Genomic DNA, 18,510 nt, shown 5'->3' on the forward strand with positions numbered 1-18,510 from the left:
CGGGCTGCCTGACCTTAGAGCGCTTTCAGGCATTTCCTGCGAGCGCCCATACGCTCGATTTGCCAAATACGTCTCGCGAAGGCCTACGACCGTGCTGATCGAACACGCTTTTGTAACGCGAAGGAGTGTCTGCCGGCGACGCGTATTCGCTTCAGCGAACGCAGTTCTCTGTAACGATCAAAGCCATGGAGACACCACAGTGACGACACGCCAAACCATCTCGGCCGCGCTGTTTGCTTTGAGCATGGCGATCGCCAGTACAATCACCTACGCAATCATCACCCACGTCCTTGCGCCATTCGTCGACAAATCCGACGACCTTTTCGGCGGGATGTGGGCGGTGGTCGCAACGGTATTCGTGTTTAGAGACACCCGCGTTCACAGCTTTTCTGCAGGAGTAGCGCGCCTTGTCGCAACGACGCTGAGCATGGTGCTGTGCCTTCTTTATCTGTTGAGTTTCCCATTTTCGGGCTTGGGCATGGCGGCGGTCATCGGCCTCGGCACGTTCGTGATCATGCTGCTGGGCCGGCCGGACGACATCATCACGACTGGGATTACGACGGCGGTCGTCTTAGTGATTGCGAGGATCAGCCCTGAAAACGCGTGGCATCAACCGCTATTGCGGTTTGCGGATATCCTCGTCGGAATTGCGGTTGGTGTTTCCTGCAGGTGGATTGCGGCTTATGTCATTTTCCCTGCTGTCGGAGCGCGGGCCCGATGATGGCCTTTTTTCAGGACCGGTCGCCAATCGCAGCAAAGTCAGCCTGCACGGTTGCTTCAGTGGGTGCCTGCGTGACCGTACCGTCGGTCGACGATTCACTTAGCGCCAGGTTGCTCCCCTTCGCGCTGAGCATGGTCGCCGGAAGCGTGGACATCATCGGATTTCTCGGACTCGACGGCCTATTCACCGCCCATATCACTGGCAACATCGTGATTCTTGCAGCGAAGCTTGTCGCCGGCCAGCAAGCGCCGGTGTCCTATTTGATATCCGCCCCGGTGTTCATGGTCGTGTTGGCGCTGACCAGACTCTTCGTCACCGGCCTGGAACGGATCGGCATTGCGTCCTTGCTGCCTCTGCTCCTGTTGCAGTTCCTCTTGCTCTTGATGTTTCTCGCCATTTGCCTCGCGCAGTGGCCACGCATCGAACCGGATACCGCGATCATGATCCTCGCGGGCATGTTGGGGGTATCGGCCATGGCCGTGCAGAACGAGGTCGCGCGAATCTCGCTGAAGGGAGCGCCTTCCACGGCGGTGATGACGACGAACATCACCCTCCTCGCGATCGATGTCGGAGAGATACTATTCGACCGCAATCTGCACGTCGCGGCGCGGCAGCGCGCCAAGCGCACCTGGCCGGCAATCGTCGGCTTCCTGGTCGGCTGCGCCCTTGGTGCGGCATGCGAGTCCGATTTTGGCCTGCGGTCCCTGGCGCTACCGGTCGGCATTGCCCTTGTCGCGCTCGTCATGGGAATCGCGGCGGTACGGGCTCATCCCGTGGAAACGAAAGCAGCATGAGCGACGTCCAAATTCAAACCGACGGCCTGCGCAAGGTGGCGGTGCTCGCCGCGAAACTCTGGGACGCGGCCAGACCCAGCGCGAGCGTTGCCGCAAGAAGATCGCCGAATATGTTGACCGTTCGCTGATGCTGGCAACCGCGGGCGCGCCGGTAATCGGCCTACGACAATGCCTGCAAGATCGCGCACCACACGACAAACTACGACCTCACGTTAGAGGAGGCCGCTCTGCAGCTCGGGTTCGTCGAAGAGCAGACATTCGATCGGGTCGCCGAACCAAGATGGTGAGGCCCTACGTCGCCGCGGTGACCTGAGGGACGCATGGCAGGCGCCATCGACCAAGGCAGGTTGGTGCCGGATAAGACCGTCAACAGATGCGCGGAGGCTCCGGTGAACCCGGCGCGGGCCGCTGGCCCGCCGCTGCTGTTCGGTTTACGGCTCTGGGCTTCGGTCTGTCTCGCACTTTACGTCGCCTTCTGGCTCGAACTCGACGATGCCTATTGGGCAGGAGCTTCTGCTGCGGTCAGCCCCAGCTCGGAGCTTCGCTACGTAAAGGCTGGTTCCGGTGATCGGAACCGTGGTCGGGGCCATAGCAATCGTGGTGTTGACCGCATGCTTTCCGCAGAGACGGATCGCCTTTCTCGTGGGCCTGGCTCTTTGGGGCGGTCTATGCGCTTTTGGCGCCACGGTACTCCGCAACTTCGCTTCGTATTCGGCGGCGCTCACCGGCTATACCGCTGCAGTCATCGCCGCCGATACGCTCGGCGCCACCGGAAGCGCGAGTTCAGAGATCTTCTGGGTGGCAGTCTGGCGCACCAGCGAGATCTGCATCGGGATTGTGTGCGCCGGCATCGCATCAGCAGGAAGCGGTGCAGACCGCACAAGAAAATCTCAACCTGGCACAGCGGCAAGTCGAGGCGCTAAAGGCGCAGCGCACGAGTGCCGAGGCAGGTCTCATTCAAGCCAAAGCTCAGCTCAATCAAGCGCAGGTGGACCTCGATCGCACGCGCCCAACAGTTGACGGCTACGTAACGAACCTACTGGTGCAACTCGGTGACTAAGTCAAGGTCGGCGGGAGCACCATCTCGGTGGTCGATGCCAATTCATTCTGGATCGATGGGTATTTCGAGGAGACAAATCTTGCCTTAATCCGTGTCGGTGATCCAGCCCAAATCAAGCTGATCGGCTACAGTGAAATCATCCGCGGTCATGTCGACAGCATCGCTCGCGCCATCAACGTTTCGAACGCACAGCCCAACAATCAGGGAATAGCGACAGTCAACCCAATCTTCACTTGGGTGCGCCTGGCCCAACGCATCCCAGTCCGGATCCATATCGATAAGGTAGCCCCCGGCGTCACCCTATCGGCTGGCATGCCGCCACCGTTGAAATTGATAACAAGGTCCGTGCATCGTCACCTTGTCTTCGCTATTGTGTTCACGCATCCCAAGTGACGCCATTTGAATTGCCAGGCTTTGCGCCGGCGTCCTTTCGATGTCATCGCGGAAGAATTCATTCCAAAACACGGAACCAGGGTTTCGGGACGCGTCGTGAATCTGGCGCGAGATTGCTGATTTTCCCGCACCGGCGACAAGGGCAATGCGTCCAACATCTCCGTGGTCGCGTATGATGCGAAGCACTGTCCGTTGGTGCGCGAGCAGGTCACGAGCGAAACGGGTGAGGGCGCATTTTACGAGCGTGGTCGAAGGCGAGGTGGTTCGCTGTGAGCTGCCCAATATCGCTGCGCTAAATTTCATCATGACGCGGACGCCCCGGCGGCGGCGCGACGCGGTCGCTGGCGCTTGAGTGGGGATGAGCAAGCGACGTTACATACGAGGGAGCAACATATCGCCGTCACTTGCGGTGGCGCCGCGAAGGAATTCGTAGGCTCGGGTCGTACGCACCACTTGCAAAGGCGCTCATTGGATAGAACCCTCGAGCCGATGGCCGGCCTGCATTCAACACATCAGCATTGGGGTGGTAAAAGGCATACGAGCCCGGTTCCTGTATTGCTGCCTGGGCGAATGCGGGCAATTCACCGCTGATCGTCAGGAGCGCGATCGCTCCGAGAGCTCTAAGCATTGCCATCTCATGCTCCTTGTCTGACCATTTCCAGAATATCGTGCTGTCTCAAGCCGTCTTTATCAGTCATGCCGTCTCTTGCCTGAAAGTGCGCGGTTTCATTTGCATCCTGATCTGAAAGACAGACGCTTCGTCACAGTGCACCCGGGCAAGTGGTCACAAAGATCGCGCTCCGCCAGCACGATTCCAAACAAGTACTATGGCCTGGTTGTGCAAGAGTCCGTGAAAGATGCGAGCGAAAGGCAATCAACGCAAACCTTTGTCTAGTTGTTGCAGCCCTCTCGGTTACGGGCGGGCACCAACGTACAATTGAGCCACTCATCCTTATCATCTTAATCTCGCTGTCAGTTCTAGATTGGTCGATTGCAGGACGCGAATGTCAACGATTAGGCTAACGGCTCGATCGCAATTCTTGCAACGACGTCGGGATGCACTTTGCCTGTGGACGGAGTGCGACAACAAAGAAGGAACAAGAAATAGGGCTCACGCGAAGACCAGAGGAGACAAAAATGCTCAACAACTCTCAAAATACCCTGCTTGGCGCGCCAAGGCGCTGCGCGATCTGTGACGGACCGTTCGGTCTCATCCGGCACTATTCCTGGCGCACTCCCCTCTGTTCAAAGAAGTGCGTGGAGCGCCTCAAGGCCCGCCGCGAGGCGAACCGCAAATGGTTTCGTCGACTTCAGATCGTTGCCTAGGGTGCCGCATTGAAAGTCATGCGTGAATTCACGCGATTTCATAACTCGGAAGACATCGAATGTGCAGCTTGGGCTTTTTGTTCAGACTCATCCTGTGGAGCTGCTGTCTACTGGCGGGTCTGCCACTCCAGGCGCAAGAGGGTAAAGGTCACGCTACCCTCCATCATCCTCCACAAGACCAGTGGCTGCACGAAAAATTCTATTCAAACTGGCGCATGCCCGACAATCCATCGGCTAGCTGTTGCAACGACGCGGATTGTTACCCGACTGAAATCCAGTACATTGACGGAAACATCTACGCCAAGCGTAGAGAAGACGGGAAGTACATTCTGATTCCGCCCGAAAAGGTGGAACGCAATAGGGATAATCCGGATGGACGAAATCACTTGTGCGCACCGCCGCCCAATCCCTTGCTCCCGTTTGATACCGTATACTGCTTCGCATTGGGAGGCGCCACATGACGCCCCAGCGGCGCCTCTCAGAGTAGAATTCCGCGGACCAATCGCCATGGGTTGTCGGGGGAATCCGCAAAAGAAAATGCTGTGACGATACGGTCGGTTGGACTCTAACAAGTATGGCGGTAACAATTCATGACCGTTGACCAAGCCTTAATTGCTATTATCGACAGCGACGACTCCATGCGAGCGCGATTGCGGATCTTGCTCGAGGCGGCGGGCCTGAAAATCGAGCTCTTCAAATCGGCCGAAGAATATTTGAAGAGAAGCAAGTCTCATCCACCCAATTGCATCGTGCTAGACGTGCGGTTGCCCGGCATAAGCGGTCTCGATTTTCAGTCCAGACAAGCAAAGACCGGACGCAAAACACCTTTAGTGTTTCTTACCGCTCAGAACGAAGTAAGGACATCCGTTCGGGCGATGAAGGCTGGGGCCATAGAGTTTCTTACCAAGCCCTTTCAAGATGAAGAGCTGCTCGACGCGGTGAGAAGCGGCATAGAGCGTGATGTCGCAGCGCGTTTGCAAAAGCAGATCTTGGACGAGCTTCGAACCCGGCTTGCATCGCTTTCGCTTCGCGAAAGGGAGACGATGGTGTTGCTTTCAGCAGGACAGGGACCCAAGCAGATCGCGGGCCAATTGGGTGTCTGCACGCATACGGCTCGCGTTCACAGTGGTCGAGTTCTGGTCAAGATGGGGGCACGCTCAGTAGCCGATCTGGTGCGAATGGTGGATAGGCTGGAACATCTGTCTCGCGAAGGAAAAGAGCTTCGCTTTCGAGCTAACGCTAAGTGCCGTGTGACCAACCGCGACGGCGCTACCGTCCGACGTTCAGGCGCCCACACATGTCCTGATGGCCACTCAGTTGAGATCCGCGGCCAATTTATGCCGCCGGTCCCCTCACTATCCTGAGGTCAGGACATTCTCGCCGGTGCGCGCTGGCCTGTGAACAGCGGAATTAGATCACAAATGACTTCGGCATGGGACGCAGCTTGGCACCCTTTGGAAGAATTGCGAGGATTAGGTCATCAACGCCGAGCCCTCACCGTTGATCTGTTCTTTGATTGCTTCTGGACTGCCGGCGAACGCGAATCGTGGCACCAACTCGTCGGGAATCAGCTGCGTAAGCTTAGCTTTCGTATGCCTGTCTCGCTCCAACTTGTAGGCTGTCCCCACATCTTCTGTTACACGTCGTGTCAGTCGGTCGACCGGCCCGGAATTGTCGCGCCTCTGATGGCGGCGCCTCGTCTCATTTCTCCGCAAGAGAACTTCAACAGCGACAAGTTAACGAAAGCAGATTTTCACAAGCCTGCTAATCATAAACAGATAAGTACTTTCCGACCTTGGCGGGTTACAACGTGGCGAGTTCGTTCTTGTCCACGGCTCCGCCAGCGCCCACGGGATAGCACCATGTCGTTCCTGCTGAGAGGCGTCGGTTGGCGCTATGTGTCCGCGCTGATGGTGTCGTGCATCATCGCCTCGCCAGCCTGTGCCGGCGGAGCAAAGGCGCCCGACACGGGTGACACGGCTTGGGTGTTGGTCGCGTCGGCGCTCGTGCTGTTCATGACGCTTCCCGGGCTCGCGTTGTTCTACGGCGGCCTGGTGCGCGCGCGGAATCTGCTCTCCGTACTGATGCATTGCTTCGTCATTTGCTGCGTGGTCTCGCTGCTCTGGGCAGCATTCGGCTACAGTCTTAGCTTCGGTCACGGCGGGGTGTTGATCGGTCCGCTCGACAACCCTTTCCTCGTCCATCTCGGCAACAAGGCGCTGCGCGGCAACTTGCCGGAGGCGGTGTTCGCACTGTTTCAGATGACCTTCGCCGTCATCACCCCTGCGCTCATAATCGGCGCGTTCCCGGAACGCGTGCGCTTTCCGTTTGTCCTGCTGTTCACGATGGGATGGTTCGTTATCGTCTATTTGCCGGTTGCGCATTGGGTTTGGGGGGGCGGCTGGGCCGCGGCCGCGGGCGTCATCGATTTCGCCGGAGGCATCGTTGTCCACACCACCGCCGGCGTCAGTGCGCTGGTCGCGGCCCTCATGGTCGGCGCGCGCGCCGGCTTCCCGCGCCACGTGTTGCCGCCGCACAACCCGGGCATGACTGTGGCAGGCGCGGGCATGCTGTGGGTCGGCTGGTTCGGCTTCAACGGCGGCAGCGCATTGGCGGCCGACGGCTCGGCCGGCATGGCCATTCTTGCCACGCATTTTGCCGCATCGGCGGCAGCGCTCACCTGGATGGCGGTCGAATGGCTTTGCGCAGGCAGACCGAGCTCGATCGGTCTCGTGACCGGCGCCGTCGCCGGCCTTGCCACCATCACGCCGGCGGCGGGCTTCGTCGGGCCGACGAGTGCTATCGCCATCGGCGTGGCCGGCGGCGCCGTCTGCTTCCTGACCACGATTTTTGTCAAGCATCGGCTGCACATCGACGATTCGCTCGACGTCTTCTCCGTGCATGGCGTCGGCGGCATGCTCGGCTCCTTGCTGGTGGCGGTGTTCGTGGCGCGCACGCTGGGTGGCGTTGGCTACGCTGGCACGAACTTAGCAGGCCAGCTCGGCGCGCAAACGATCGGTATAGCCGCAGCGGCGGCGTGGTCGGCGCTGGCCACCGTCGCGCTCGTTAAGTTGGTCGGCGCCGCCGTCGGCGTCCGCGTCGAGGCGCAGGACGAATATGAAGGATTAGACTTCGCCTCGCACGGCGAGCGCGCCTACGACTACGGACACTCCTCCGCGAGAAAGCCCCTTCGCCTTATGAGCCCCGAAGCGGAAACAGACCACTCTGCGGAGGTCAAGAAGAACCGCAGGTGAACGTCAGGAGCAAGTCATGACGGACAATAAGATACAATCGGCCACTTGCCGCGGAAGATGTGGGCGATGCTGGTTGGAATCTCACACGCGCGGAAAAGGAGGTTGCCGCGGTGGAGCTCAATGGCGCTGTCGCTCCTGCCCAGCCGCGGCTGCTTGTCACTGCTCACGCCATGAAGCAGGCGAGGCGTTGAATCTGCCGCAACTTCCGTAAGTCTGGAGGAATCTTCCACGTTCGTGACGAGGGTTCCTAGTACTCAGGTACTATATCCAGGATAGCTGTTCCGTGACATCATCACTTTCGCTTCTAGAGAACGTGAGAGCCGGTTATTTGTTACCGAGGATCGGACGAGCGGTTGAGAAAAATCCCGCTTGCAGCGATGATCGACGACGACTCTTTAACTCGGGCCGCCATTGATGGTCTCGTTAGGTAGCTTGGATTTTCAGCCAGCACGTTCGCATTGCCGAATCGTTTCTGCAGTCATCTTCGATGGGGAAACGGGATGCCTGATATTGGACGTGCAAATGCCAAAAATGCGCGGTTGACAGAAATCCCGCTTATCTCGATCGTCGACGACCACTCTTTGATCCGGTCGGCCATTGAAGATCTCGTGAGATCGCTCGGATTTTCAGCGTGCACCTTCGCATCAGCTGAATCGTTTCTGCAGTCATCATCGATGAGGGAAACGGGATGCCTGATATTGGACGTGCAAATGCCAAAAATGAGCGGGATAGACCTGCAGGACCACTTGTCTCAAAACGGCTTTGACATTCCGATTATCTTCATCACGGCCTATTCCGACGAGGCCACTAAGGAGCGCGCGCTGAGCGCCGGAGCTATCTGCTTCCTCCGAAAGCCATTAGACATCGGGCGTCGCCTTATCGACTGTCTTCACGCGGCGCTCGACAGAGGCAGGGGACCTGCTCCGGTGAACTAGTCCCTCAGTTGTTCAGGCGAACGAACGGCCTCCACGCGTCTCCTGCTCACCGTTCAGATCTCAACCGTATTGAGGCCGCATCGAGTCAAGAGGGCGTGGTGCGCTGTCCGCACTTTCGTTGCAACAGCCTGGGGTTGCAGCGGACGAGGTGCTTGTACAAACAGCTCGACCAAGCCTTCCATTCCCCGATACGCCAGCGGCGCCCAATGCTTGACCCACTGGTTGAGCAACTCTGTATTGGCGGGACGCTGCGCCACAGCATATTGGACCAGAGCTGTGGTCCAATCGCGGCTCCGCTCACTGTCAAGCTCAAAATCGTCAAGCATCAAGGCGAGCAGAGCATCTCCTTGAGCACGTGCCAGCTCAGCGAGCTGCACGTTGAAGAGGGCGTCGAAAACTGGCTTTACCGTCAGATTGAGCGCCGCAAAAGCCTCACCCCAGTCGTACGCGATAAGCATTTTTTCCACGGTTTCGCGCAGCGGTTGCCAAGCCGGATCTTCCTCCCAGCACTGCCGGGCGTGTGCGCTTGAGGCTAACTCCGCGTCATGCTCGAGTGAGAGCGACTTGGCCCGGTAGGCCACCCATTGAATACGGCGTAGCTCATCAGCGGCCTGAAAGTAGCCGGCGTTAGCGATGAATGATGAAGGTGCCAACTGCGCCATGTAGAGGCCGGTCATTTGCAAGGCATGCATGGGGAAGCGGGCAGGCAGATAAAGCCGCTTCAATAGGCGTACCCACTCTGTCTGAAGACTGGCATCGTGGTTGCGGCGTTCAAATTCTTCCACCAAGCTGCCTACGTAGCCCTCACGCTCGGCTTGTCGCTGCACGTAGACCTGATAGGTGAGCTGGTGTGGATCACGGAAGCCTTCCCAATCATCGGTGTGCAGGGGAGAACCTTCCCGATACTTTAGATACCAGGCGTTGATGGGCGTGTTTGGGTCAAGTTCAAAGGGAGCAGGCTGGCGGCCATAATGGTAGTGCAACCTGGCCGTGACGACCTCGTACTCAGTGGGTTTTCGGCGCACGTCGCCAAACAGACTCCACGTTTTGGCGGGCTCTCGCCTACGAGCCATTGCCATGGCTAATCCTCCCGTTCGAGATACCACTCGAGTGCCTCATCGCCCACATAGCGCATCCGGCCGGCAAACCCGGACAAGGAACGTTCCAGATCGGCCAGTCGAAAGGAACGCCCCAACACGGCTTCCAGACTCTTACGGGTTACCCGGCAAAGCCGGGGAGTGTGGATACGCACATACCCGCCGCGGTCCTCGTACAGGAGTTCGGCGTCAGGATTGTCATCCTCAATAGCTATCAGCATTGCCTCGATGATCTCCTGGTCCATGCCACGTAGCACCGGGCCCACGAACCTTTGCGGTCGAACCGTTTCCATCGCCTTTCTCATCTGCTGCCCTGAGGAATACCCACGGAGATTGTCGAATCCTCTACCTTGACCGGGTAACGATGGAGCTGACAGTGTTTTGGATTCACGCCTTCGCCCGTCGACACATCGAACTGCCAAAAGTGGGCTGCGCAGGTAAGAATGTGCCCGTCGAGCTCTCCATCGGCGAGGATTGTCTTCTGGTGGGGACAATGTCCCTGATAGGCACAAATATTGCCACCGGCCAAGTGGACGAGGAGGATCAACTCGTCTCCTACTTGGACATCAGTTATATCACCTTCCCAAAGATCCCCCAGAGTAGTTACCGGAATCCACTGCAGTGTCGTATCCTGAGGCATCATAAAACACCTCCACAAAACTCATCGACGGCATTACCGCCTGGGCAACCGTTTGGTCGGGCAGCAAGACCAAGCCATTATGTTGCACGCGCAGGGACGCATCTTGCGGCGGCAAGCGTCGGCCAATCACGTGATAGGCTACCTTCTGAGCAACGACCTCCATCGTGTCCTCGTCATCTACTAGCACGAGCAACGTCGCAAAATCGCCGCGGAAAGCCGCCTGAAGCGGAACTGTGGCCATACGCTTCGCTCCTTGTTAGCCGGCGGACGCGGCTGCAGGTTGCTGCTGTTCAAAGGCCCAGGCATAGTTCATCGCGTCATCCCCTTGTTCGGCAGGGGAAAGGCCCATATAGGCCCGAACGCCCGCCATGTCAGGTGGCTGAATATGGCCGGCCACAAAGCGGTCAACGATCGACAGGTGGCCTGCGTAGCGTGCCGGATTTTGCGCGAAGATCCACTTGCAGGGGTCTGAACAGAAAGTGTAGACGCGCCCGTTGTGCGTAACCTGCCGAGGGGGTGCACCGACCGTCGGGCTACACACCGGCAGTTGGCAGATGTTGCACACACTCAAAAGCGTTTCCTGATGTGTGTGGCCGATGGTTCCCCGGCGCACATTCTCGGCGATGGTATGCCAATAGGTGCCAAATCGGTCGTGCCAGCCGGGGTACTTGGCTTCCAACCACTCACGCTCCGCCACGCTCACGCCTGCATCCGGATTCCACCAGACGGTGGGTCGCTTGAACCAGACCCCCAAGTGGTATGAGTGGTGGAGCCAGTCCAATTCTTGCAGGAAAAGCTTCCAATACCACGGACGCTCCAGCCCGAGGTCTCGAAACTGATCAGTGAATTGTTTGACTATCCAGTCAAGCATAAACTCTTTGAAGGACATCCTGCGATGCTCAAGGGGCGTGTAATAATCCATGGACATGCCCGTCAAAAAGGCGAAGACACGCCACGAGCGCCAGAACGCCACATCGATCAACCGCTGGGCCTCGGCCTTCTTACCCTGCTGGATCAGCACGCGCAGTGTCGGCTCGCCCTGCTGAGCGTGGCGGGCTTCGTCGGTTTGGATGCTGGAGATCAGAGCGCCGAATGCTACATCACCTGTCTCCATGGCGTCGGCAGCCATGCCCAAAAATTGCAGGTTCGTGAATCCGGTTTCCACGGTAAAGGAGAGTTGGAGCGCTGTGGAGACAGCGTCGTTCGAAGTAAACACGTCATCAAAAAAATGACGGATGGCAATCACACCCCACTCATTGGTGTGATGGCTTTTGTGCGCCCAGTCGAAGCGCGGCTCTTTGTTGAGCAGGGCGTGAGGAAAGGAGAGCTGAATTTGGCCGTGGCGCACTTCGTCCAACGTACCGAACAACGCCATGTTACGCCAAGCCGCGGCGCGCCCAAATCGGCCCATGCGAGCCTCACCGATGGAGGCCAGGTACTCGGGCATTGTGATGGCCCCGTAGTGCAAGATGATCGCGGATTTCCAGCCCGGGTCCAGGTTCTCAAAAAGCCTGGAGCGCACGATAGCTGACCGGACGGAGTACACCGCGGCGTCCTTCTCGGCCTGATTGCGGACGTACTCACCGTAACTGATCTTGTAAGGCTCATCCCAGGTCCACCAAGCGGCAGCGGGTATGCCATGGCTCTGCGAGAGCGCTTCAGGGAAAACTTCTGCCTCTGACACGTACTTGAAGCGCCAATTCATGTCACGGCAGAGGTCGTACCACTCCGAGCGTTCAAGCTTCGGCTGCCGGCGATCAATTTGTTCGGTGCTTGGAAAGCCAGGAGGCTTGCCGCGCTCGCGAGTCACTCTCCCCTGTGTCGGTAACGTGAACTGAAAAGTCGCACCGGGGCCGTCATGAGAGGCGGTCCACAAGCGGCCGCCATGCGCTTCAACAATCGACCGGCAGATCGACAGGCCCATTCCCATGCCGCCGGGCTTGGTGGTGTAGAACGCGTCGAACAGGCGGTCTAAACTGTCCGGGCTCAGTCCAGGGCCGGAATCCTGGACGGTGACGAGCACCCCGCCCGATGCATCTTTCCTTGTCCCGATCAGCAACTGTCGCGAACCGTCACTTATGCAAGTCATCGCTTCGACGGCGTTGATGATCAAATTGAGCATCACTTGTTGCAGTTGCACCCGATCGCCTTGAACGAGCGGTAAGCTGTCTCCGAGTTGCGTTTGTACCGAGACTTTGTTCTTCAATACTTCGCCACGGGTCAGGGCGATAATCTCAAGTACCGCTTCGTTGATTTTGAACGGATCTTTTCGAGGGGGCGCCTTCTTATAGAGGTCTCGAATCCGCTCGATGAAGTCGGTGGCTTGGGTGCCGGCGTCGACGACACGACTGAGCGCCTGCCGCACTTCCTCCAGTGCTGGAGGCCGCTTGCCAAGCCAGTTGAACGCGGCCTCGGCACTGCCGACTGCCACCGCGATTGGCTGCTTGATTTCATGAGCAATGGACGCCGCTAGCTGCCCCATTGTGGCGACGCGATTGACATGCGCTAGCCCTGTCTGCGCCTCATGCAACGCTGCCGAAGCCTGCGTTAATTGGGCGGTCCGCTCCGCGACACGTTGTTCGAGTTCCTCATTGAGTCGCGCGATTTCAGCCTTCGCTCGCTTCAGTGTGGCGGTTTCGATAATGTCCCAACCGCCAGATCGCCTTGCGATGGCAAACTGGTGCGTGCGCACCGTATCCAGGATTTCAAAAGGTCCGCACTCGCTAAGTGGGTACGTGCAAAGCACGGAGAGGCGCTGGTCGCCGATAAGCCCGTTGATACTCTCTTCGAGTTTGCAAAAATGTGCCCAATCCTTGTTGGTGAGCCAGCTCGTATCCCCAGTCACCCGCACACCCGTATAGCCCTTGCCCGATGTGCTAACGAGTTTCTCCTGCATCGTGGCTGCTACTCGTTTATCGTCAAAGGTGCCGCCCTGGAGAAACAAGTCGCGCGAAGCTATGATTTCTATGCTGGACTTCGCCAAACAATGATCAAGATCGGGCACTACCTTTTGTAGAGCCCGCCTTGCCTGTTCAATTGTCAAGGGCTCAGCGACGATCCACAGGCAGTACTCCCCCCGCTCCAAACCCAACTTGCAGTATGAGACCAACGCGTCGAGGAGATCCTCTTTCGTCTCATAGAAGAGACAAAAGTGGCCGCCCCACGACACCATATCGCCAACGGCGTCGATTCCGCTCTTCGGTATGTCGATTGCCATCGGGTCGTCCTCCGCTCTTCAGCTGAATAACGGCGAGGAGACAAACGCGCCTTTGCATGCAAACAAATTCGGAATCCCGTCCACGGCATACTGTCAATGAGTGCGTCAAATCGGGCGGCGAGATCCTGAAGGAGCGCGACGATCTGGGGAAGGATCGCGCCTAAGAGGTGCGTCCGCATCGAGCCACGCACAGTTCCCTCCGTGGGCAAATTCCAGCTCCAACGAGTTCTGGGATGCCACGGCGGACTACTGGTCATTTTGTCGCAGATTAACAAATTTTCGGCGACCCAACCAGTGCTGGCCGAGCGGTTCCACGAAATAAGAGCAGGCCGTCAATGGCGCATCCAATGTCGACTTTCCGATGGTAAGATGTACGCTATCGCCAAAGTTGGATCGGAACGCTTCAATTCATTGGTTGGGCGATTCTGTCAGGATCAATCGCTGCCGTTCAAGGGTGACGCCCACAACAAGGGCCCTTCGAACCTGAGTGGGATCTGCGCCTGCTCCTTGCGCTAGATTCATGATACGTCGCACGAGGCAGAACCGACGCGCGCCGAAAGGAGATTGGTATGTAACTTGAGGACAAGCGTGACGGTTAAATAGTCTCTGCGCGGATACTGGACACGAGATCAGCCACAAATGACTCGTTTGAAGTCCAAGTCGAAGAAGAAAACGCGGACGGTAATCGGACGCTCAGATGCAACGCGCCAAAGGGGGCGATATTCCAAGAAAAAGATTGTGGTCGATGATCGCCACGTAGATTCCTCTAAACTGAGCGGAATTCGGCAGGGCCAAGGGGAGCCTTGGGACCAAGGCGGCCTAACGCCCGAGCGGATCCGCAGCGTAAAGAAAAACATTATGGCTCAACGACGAGCCCAACGTCGTCGCATGGACGAGGTTAGAACCGCTTCGGAAGCCCTTTCGCACGAAATAGAGCAGTATAAACAAGTTCTGGACCGATCGCGGTTGCACCTCGAGGTCCTGCATAAATTGCCCGCGGTCGCATGGACGGTTACGCGGCATGGCAGCTGTGACTTTGTGAATCAATTCTACCTGGATGCGACCGGCCTATCGGCGGATTATTGCACGGCGCCGCTCAAAACGGGGAGAAAGACTCCGAGCGATCTTCCGCCCTTTCTTTCCGTTTTGCATCCGGACCATCAGGAACGTGTGTCCCAAATATTTTGGGACGGCGTCCGATCAGGCGGAGGCTGGACGTTTGAGGCACCGTTTCTTCATGCAGACGGTTCCTATCATTGGCACTTTGATCGTGCGGTCCCGGTGCGGGACGCCCAAGGCAAGGTTCTCCGGTTCGTCGGCTCTAGTTCCGATATCCAGGAGTTGAGGTCGGAGAGGGACTCGTTGGTAGACAGGGAGAGACGCCTTCTCGCAATCATCGATGGTAGCCCCAACCCGATCTTTCTTAAGGACCCTGATGGTCGCTTTTTGCTGGTCAACAGAGAATTTGAAAGGATCACCGGCGTCTCCCGCGATCAGATTATTGGTAAAACTGAGGATGGCCTATCTAGATTGCGCGAGGCGGGCGCGCTTCGAACGAACGATCGAGAAGTGCCTCTGTCGGGCGAGGTGATGCTCGAGGAGCTTGCTACAACCGATATGGGTACACGCTGGGGCGCAGTTCAAAAGTTCCCAATCGTCGATGGGGACGGTCGAATCTATGCGACCGCTCACTTCACGACGGATGTCACAGCACACAAAAGAACGGAGGAGCACCTCCGCCTGGCCGAGGACCAAACGCGGTCGATTTTGGATTCCTCCCTCGACGCTGTCATCACGATTGATGCACGTGATACAATTACCGGCTGGAGCAAAAGCGCCGAAGACATATTTGGATGGTCTTGCGAGGAAGCGGTCGGCAAGCGAATCGTGGATACGATCATCCCCATGCAGTATCGCGAGGCTCATTCGCGAGGGTGTGAGCATTTTCTCGCTACCGGCGAAGGCCCGATACTAAACAGACGCATCGAAATAACGGCGCTCCATAGGGCTGGACATGAATTCCCCGTCGAGCTGACTGTCACGGCTATTCGGCTGGAATCTTGGCACTTCACCGCCTTTGTGCGCGACTTGACGGATAAGAGACGAGTAGAGGAGGCGCTACGCGGAGCGCGGGAAGAGCTGACCCGGGTGAACCGTCTTACCGCGATGGGGCAGCTGTCTGCGTCCATCGCTCACGAGATCAACCAACCTCTGACGGCCATTGCGGCCAATAGCGATACGTGCCTCCACTGGTTGAGCACGGAGGAGCCGGATCTCACCAAAGCGAGGGCAGCTGCCCAGCGGTTGGCCAAGGACGCGCGACGCGCGAGCGAGATAATCACCCGCATAAAGGCGTTGATGAACAAAACCCCGGTTGAAAAGGCCCCGCTCGATATTATGGACGCGATTCGTGATGTCATGAAGCTAACGCAAGGGGAATTTCGCAAGCATCGCATTACGACGCTTGCGGATCTGCACGAGTTGGTTCCGCGGATCAACGGCGACCGTGTCCAATTGGAGCAAGTCATTCTGAATCTCGTATTGAACAGTATCGAATCAATGATGCTTGTGGAGGATCGTCCAAGGACCCTTTCGATAAGGTCTCGGGTGCTGGATGACAGAATGGTTGAGATCTCATTCCACGACACTGGCGTTGGACTCGATTCGACCGTGGCCGATCGACTCTTCGATGCGTTCTTCACGACGAAACACAATGGAACGGGTATGGGCTTGGCAATTTGTCGTTCGATAATCGAAGCCCACGACGGACAGATTTCGGCGACCCCAGGTGCTCCATTTGGCGCAGTTTTCCAATTCAGCTTACCCGTTGCAGATAGACCATGAATGACAGTGACCAGCCCATCGTTGCCGTCATAGACGATGACGAATCCGTCCGCGAAAGTTTGGGTGCACTTCTGGAAACTATCTCCTTGAAGGTCGCGCTCTTCAAGTCAGTTGAGGCGTTTTTGGGCGCCAACCCTCCGGTACTACCGAGCTGTATCGTTCTGGATGTAAGACTTCCAGGAGCAAGCGGCTTCGAGCTGCAAAAACAGCTAGTCGCAGCTCACGTCGATACGCCGATTGTATTCATTACCGGCCATGGAGATATCCCGATGTCGGTACGGGCCATGAAAGCAGGTGCAATAGAGTTCTTGTCAAAACCTTTCCGGGAGCAAGAGCTACTCGACGCGGTACGCCAAGGGATCGAACGCCACCGTGCGCTCGCCGCGCAACGACGCGCCTCGGCGCAAATCCACGAGCGATTTGCGGGCTTGACCGATCGCGAAAAGGAAATCATGACCTTGCTTGCAAAGGGGCGCGTAAGCAAGCAGATTGCCGGCCAACTTGGCGTCAGCGAAGTGACTGTCCGCGTTCATCGTAACCAAATCATGCAAAAAATGGGCGCTCGCTCGCTGGCGGATTTGGTACGAATTGCGGACCGGCTCAAGACGGATGACGAAAACTCCTTGGACCCGGTCGCTGAAGGCCCCTACGATGAGCTGCCCCGCACGAGCCGCACAGCGAAGCACGTCACAAGGAAACAGAAGGGACGCGGCAATCTGGCGAAGTAACTCTCTGACCATCCCCGGGTAACCCATCGATGTGATTGCGGTGCGTTCCTCTCCGACCCCGTCACAGGCCTTGGATGGCTCCTCCATCTGGCGACACATTTTGCCCGGACTGCCTCGGCTTCGCGTCGCGCTCCCAATGAGTCCACCGCCAGGCCCCACGGGTCCGCGTCAGCTGATGAACTGAGGCCGGCGTTTTGCTTATGGCGGATAAGCGAAGTGGCGCGGGTTCTGAACTCGATCGTAGTTTGCCTAAACGATACGAAAGGGCTTTCCTCTCATTGTTTATTTACGACCACAAAATGGTGGGTACCGAAAGCCGGCTATGCGAGTTAAGTCAAGAGCTCCGAACATGGAGAACTCCGTTGAATACACTGCAGCTAATAGCAATCGTAGATGACGACGAGAACGTGTTGATAGCGATGCAGGGACTCGTCGAAACATTTGGTTACCGAACTGCTGCCTTCGGCTCAGCGAACGAATTTCTGACGTCGGATGCGATAAATGATGCCGCCTGTCTGATCGTCGATGTGCAAATGCCTCAACTGAGCGGGATCGAGCTTTTTCACACGCTCACGGCGACCAGATATCCGATGCCTGCGATATTCATCGCGGCCAATCCGAATCCCAAGGCCGAAAAGCGACTGCTCGAAGAAGGAGCGATCGCCTATTTGGCCAAACCTGTTAGAACGGAGGCCCTGCGTGCAAGCCTCCGTATGACAGCGCATCGAGCACCAGGGAGTGACAGTCATGACAACGATTGGCGAAACTGCCCAATCCGCAAGCCGCATCAGCACCGCTGAAGTCATTGTTCAGCCCATGGTCTACGTCGTTGACGATGATCGTCTCATCCGCGAGACGCTCAGCAGCCTGTTTCGATCGGTTGGCTTGCAAGTTCGGCTATTTGAGTCCGCTCAGGAATTATTGCGATCTAAACTGGAGGATGCTCCCAGTTGTCTCGTTCTCGACATCAGAATGCCACGTCTGAGCGGCTTTGATCTTCAAGCTGAATTGGCTAAGTCCAATATTTGGATCCCAATTATCTTTCTGACCGGGCACGGGGATATTTCAACGTCGGTAAGGGCGATGAAGGCTGGCGCGGTCGACTTTCTGACCAAGCCTTTCCGCGAGCAGGAGATGCTTGATGCGGTTACTGCCGCGCTCGAACGCGATCAAAAACGGTGCAACGAAGAGCGAGCCAACTCGGGTCTCCGAGATCGGTTCTCCATATTAAGCGTCCGCGAGCGCCAGATTATGGCATTGGTGACGGGCGGCCTTATGAACAAGCAGGTCGCGAACAAGATCGGTTTAGCCCAGCAGACAGTGAAGATCCATCGGGGCAATCTCATGCGAAAAATGCACGCTAAATCGCTGGCCGATCTAGTTCTGATGGCAGAAAATCTCGGGATCCGTGGACGGGAGAAAGAGGAGAGCTAAGCGGTAGCTGGTAGGTCGGGGCGCTCCGCCAACGCGGCGATAACAGGTCATGGCGTGGGCAGCAGAG

19 protein-coding genes and 1 pseudogene are annotated in these 18,510 nt (G+C 57.4%); 15 read left to right on the forward strand and 5 right to left on the reverse strand.

Annotated features, from left to right (window positions below):
- The first annotated feature begins 199 nt into the window (after positions 1–199).
- The 11 genes and pseudogenes from V1283_RS11285 (at position 200) to V1283_RS11330 (ending at position 8,483) form a co-directional block, all read left to right on the forward strand.
- On the forward strand, positions 200–721 hold the full coding sequence (locus tag V1283_RS11285) for an FUSC family protein (RefSeq protein ID WP_334386559.1): 522 nt from the start codon (positions 200–202) through the stop codon (positions 719–721).
- A gap of 71 nt (positions 722–792) precedes the next feature.
- Positions 793–1,515, forward strand: coding sequence for a YoaK family protein (locus tag V1283_RS11290; RefSeq protein ID WP_334386561.1), 723 nt, complete (start codon positions 793–795; stop codon positions 1,513–1,515).
- Entirely contained in the window at positions 1,512–1,643 is a 132-nt protein-coding gene (locus tag V1283_RS11295; protein WP_334386563.1) for a hypothetical protein, read from the forward strand. The genes V1283_RS11290 and V1283_RS11295 overlap by 4 nt, the downstream gene beginning before the upstream one ends.
- Positions 1,644–1,694: 51 nt before the next feature.
- The gene (locus tag V1283_RS11300; RefSeq protein WP_334393031.1) at positions 1,695–1,802 is read left to right on the forward strand and encodes a hypothetical protein; all 108 of its coding nucleotides are present in this window, start codon (positions 1,695–1,697) and stop codon (positions 1,800–1,802) included.
- A gap of 313 nt (positions 1,803–2,115) precedes the next feature.
- Positions 2,116–2,355: pseudogene (locus V1283_RS44635) on the forward strand (FUSC family protein); the annotation flags it as partial.
- 28 nt (positions 2,356–2,383) lie between these two features.
- Positions 2,384–2,575 (forward strand): hypothetical protein, encoded by a 192-nt coding sequence (locus V1283_RS11310; protein ID WP_334386565.1) that lies wholly within the window; start codon positions 2,384–2,386, stop codon positions 2,573–2,575.
- Positions 2,576–2,602: 27 nt separating this feature from the next.
- Positions 2,603–2,968, forward strand: coding sequence for an HlyD family secretion protein (locus V1283_RS11315; protein WP_334386566.1), 366 nt, complete (start codon positions 2,603–2,605; stop codon positions 2,966–2,968).
- A 162-nt stretch (positions 2,969–3,130) separates the two neighbouring features.
- A complete protein-coding gene (locus V1283_RS44640) occupies positions 3,131–3,241 on the forward strand; it encodes a hypothetical protein (protein WP_442895727.1) in 111 nt (36 codons plus the stop codon).
- Positions 3,242–4,884: 1,643 nt separating this feature from the next.
- Positions 4,885–5,658: a response regulator transcription factor gene (locus V1283_RS11320; protein WP_334386567.1), complete on the forward strand. Its 774-nt coding sequence runs from the start codon at positions 4,885–4,887 to the stop codon at positions 5,656–5,658.
- A gap of 498 nt (positions 5,659–6,156) precedes the next feature.
- The gene (locus V1283_RS11325; protein WP_334386568.1) at positions 6,157–7,548 is read left to right on the forward strand and encodes an ammonium transporter; all 1,392 of its coding nucleotides are present in this window, start codon (positions 6,157–6,159) and stop codon (positions 7,546–7,548) included.
- A gap of 500 nt (positions 7,549–8,048) precedes the next feature.
- Entirely contained in the window at positions 8,049–8,483 is a 435-nt protein-coding gene (locus V1283_RS11330; RefSeq protein ID WP_334386569.1) for a response regulator transcription factor, read from the forward strand.
- Between the two features lie 53 nt (positions 8,484–8,536).
- On the opposite strand, the gene V1283_RS11335 is transcribed toward V1283_RS11330, so the two are convergent.
- From V1283_RS11335 to V1283_RS11355, 5 genes are read right to left on the reverse strand one after another with little or no spacing between them, the layout of a single operon-like run.
- A complete protein-coding gene (locus V1283_RS11335; RefSeq protein WP_334386571.1) occupies positions 8,537–9,562 on the reverse strand; it encodes an aromatic/alkene monooxygenase hydroxylase subunit beta in 1,026 nt (341 codons plus the stop codon).
- 2 nt (positions 9,563–9,564) lie between these two features.
- Positions 9,565–9,885: an MmoB/DmpM family protein gene (locus V1283_RS11340; RefSeq protein WP_334386572.1), complete on the reverse strand. Its 321-nt coding sequence runs from the start codon at positions 9,883–9,885 to the stop codon at positions 9,565–9,567.
- Positions 9,882–10,223, reverse strand: a complete 342-nt coding sequence (locus V1283_RS11345) for a Rieske 2Fe-2S domain-containing protein (RefSeq protein ID WP_334386574.1) — start codon at positions 10,221–10,223, stop codon at positions 9,882–9,884. Before V1283_RS11345 ends, V1283_RS11340 begins: the two co-directional genes overlap by 4 nt.
- Positions 10,156–10,461 (reverse strand): toluene-4-monooxygenase system B family protein, encoded by a 306-nt coding sequence (locus V1283_RS11350; protein ID WP_334386575.1) that lies wholly within the window; start codon positions 10,459–10,461, stop codon positions 10,156–10,158. Before V1283_RS11350 ends, V1283_RS11345 begins: the two co-directional genes overlap by 68 nt.
- A 15-nt stretch (positions 10,462–10,476) precedes the next feature.
- Positions 10,477–13,437, reverse strand: a complete 2,961-nt coding sequence (locus V1283_RS11355; RefSeq protein ID WP_334386576.1) for an MEDS domain-containing protein — start codon at positions 13,435–13,437, stop codon at positions 10,477–10,479.
- 639 nt (positions 13,438–14,076) lie between these two features.
- On the opposite strand from V1283_RS11355, the gene V1283_RS11360 reads away from it, so the two are divergent.
- The 4 genes from V1283_RS11360 (at position 14,077) to V1283_RS11375 (ending at position 18,443) form a co-directional block, all read left to right on the forward strand.
- Positions 14,077–16,281 (forward strand): PAS domain S-box protein, encoded by a 2,205-nt coding sequence (locus V1283_RS11360; protein ID WP_334386577.1) that lies wholly within the window; start codon positions 14,077–14,079, stop codon positions 16,279–16,281.
- Positions 16,278–17,009 (forward strand): response regulator transcription factor, encoded by a 732-nt coding sequence (locus V1283_RS11365; RefSeq protein WP_334386579.1) that lies wholly within the window; start codon positions 16,278–16,280, stop codon positions 17,007–17,009. Before V1283_RS11360 ends, V1283_RS11365 begins: the two co-directional genes overlap by 4 nt.
- A gap of 362 nt (positions 17,010–17,371) precedes the next feature.
- Entirely contained in the window at positions 17,372–17,809 is a 438-nt protein-coding gene (locus tag V1283_RS11370) for a response regulator transcription factor (protein WP_334386580.1), read from the forward strand.
- Entirely contained in the window at positions 17,757–18,443 is a 687-nt protein-coding gene (locus tag V1283_RS11375; RefSeq protein WP_334386581.1) for a response regulator transcription factor, read from the forward strand. Before V1283_RS11370 ends, V1283_RS11375 begins: the two co-directional genes overlap by 53 nt.
- Positions 18,444–18,510 lie beyond the last annotated feature (67 nt).

Origin of the sequence: Bradyrhizobium sp. AZCC 2262 (genome assembly GCF_036924535.1) — a bacterium.
Classification (GTDB): domain Bacteria; phylum Pseudomonadota; class Alphaproteobacteria; order Rhizobiales; family Xanthobacteraceae; genus Bradyrhizobium.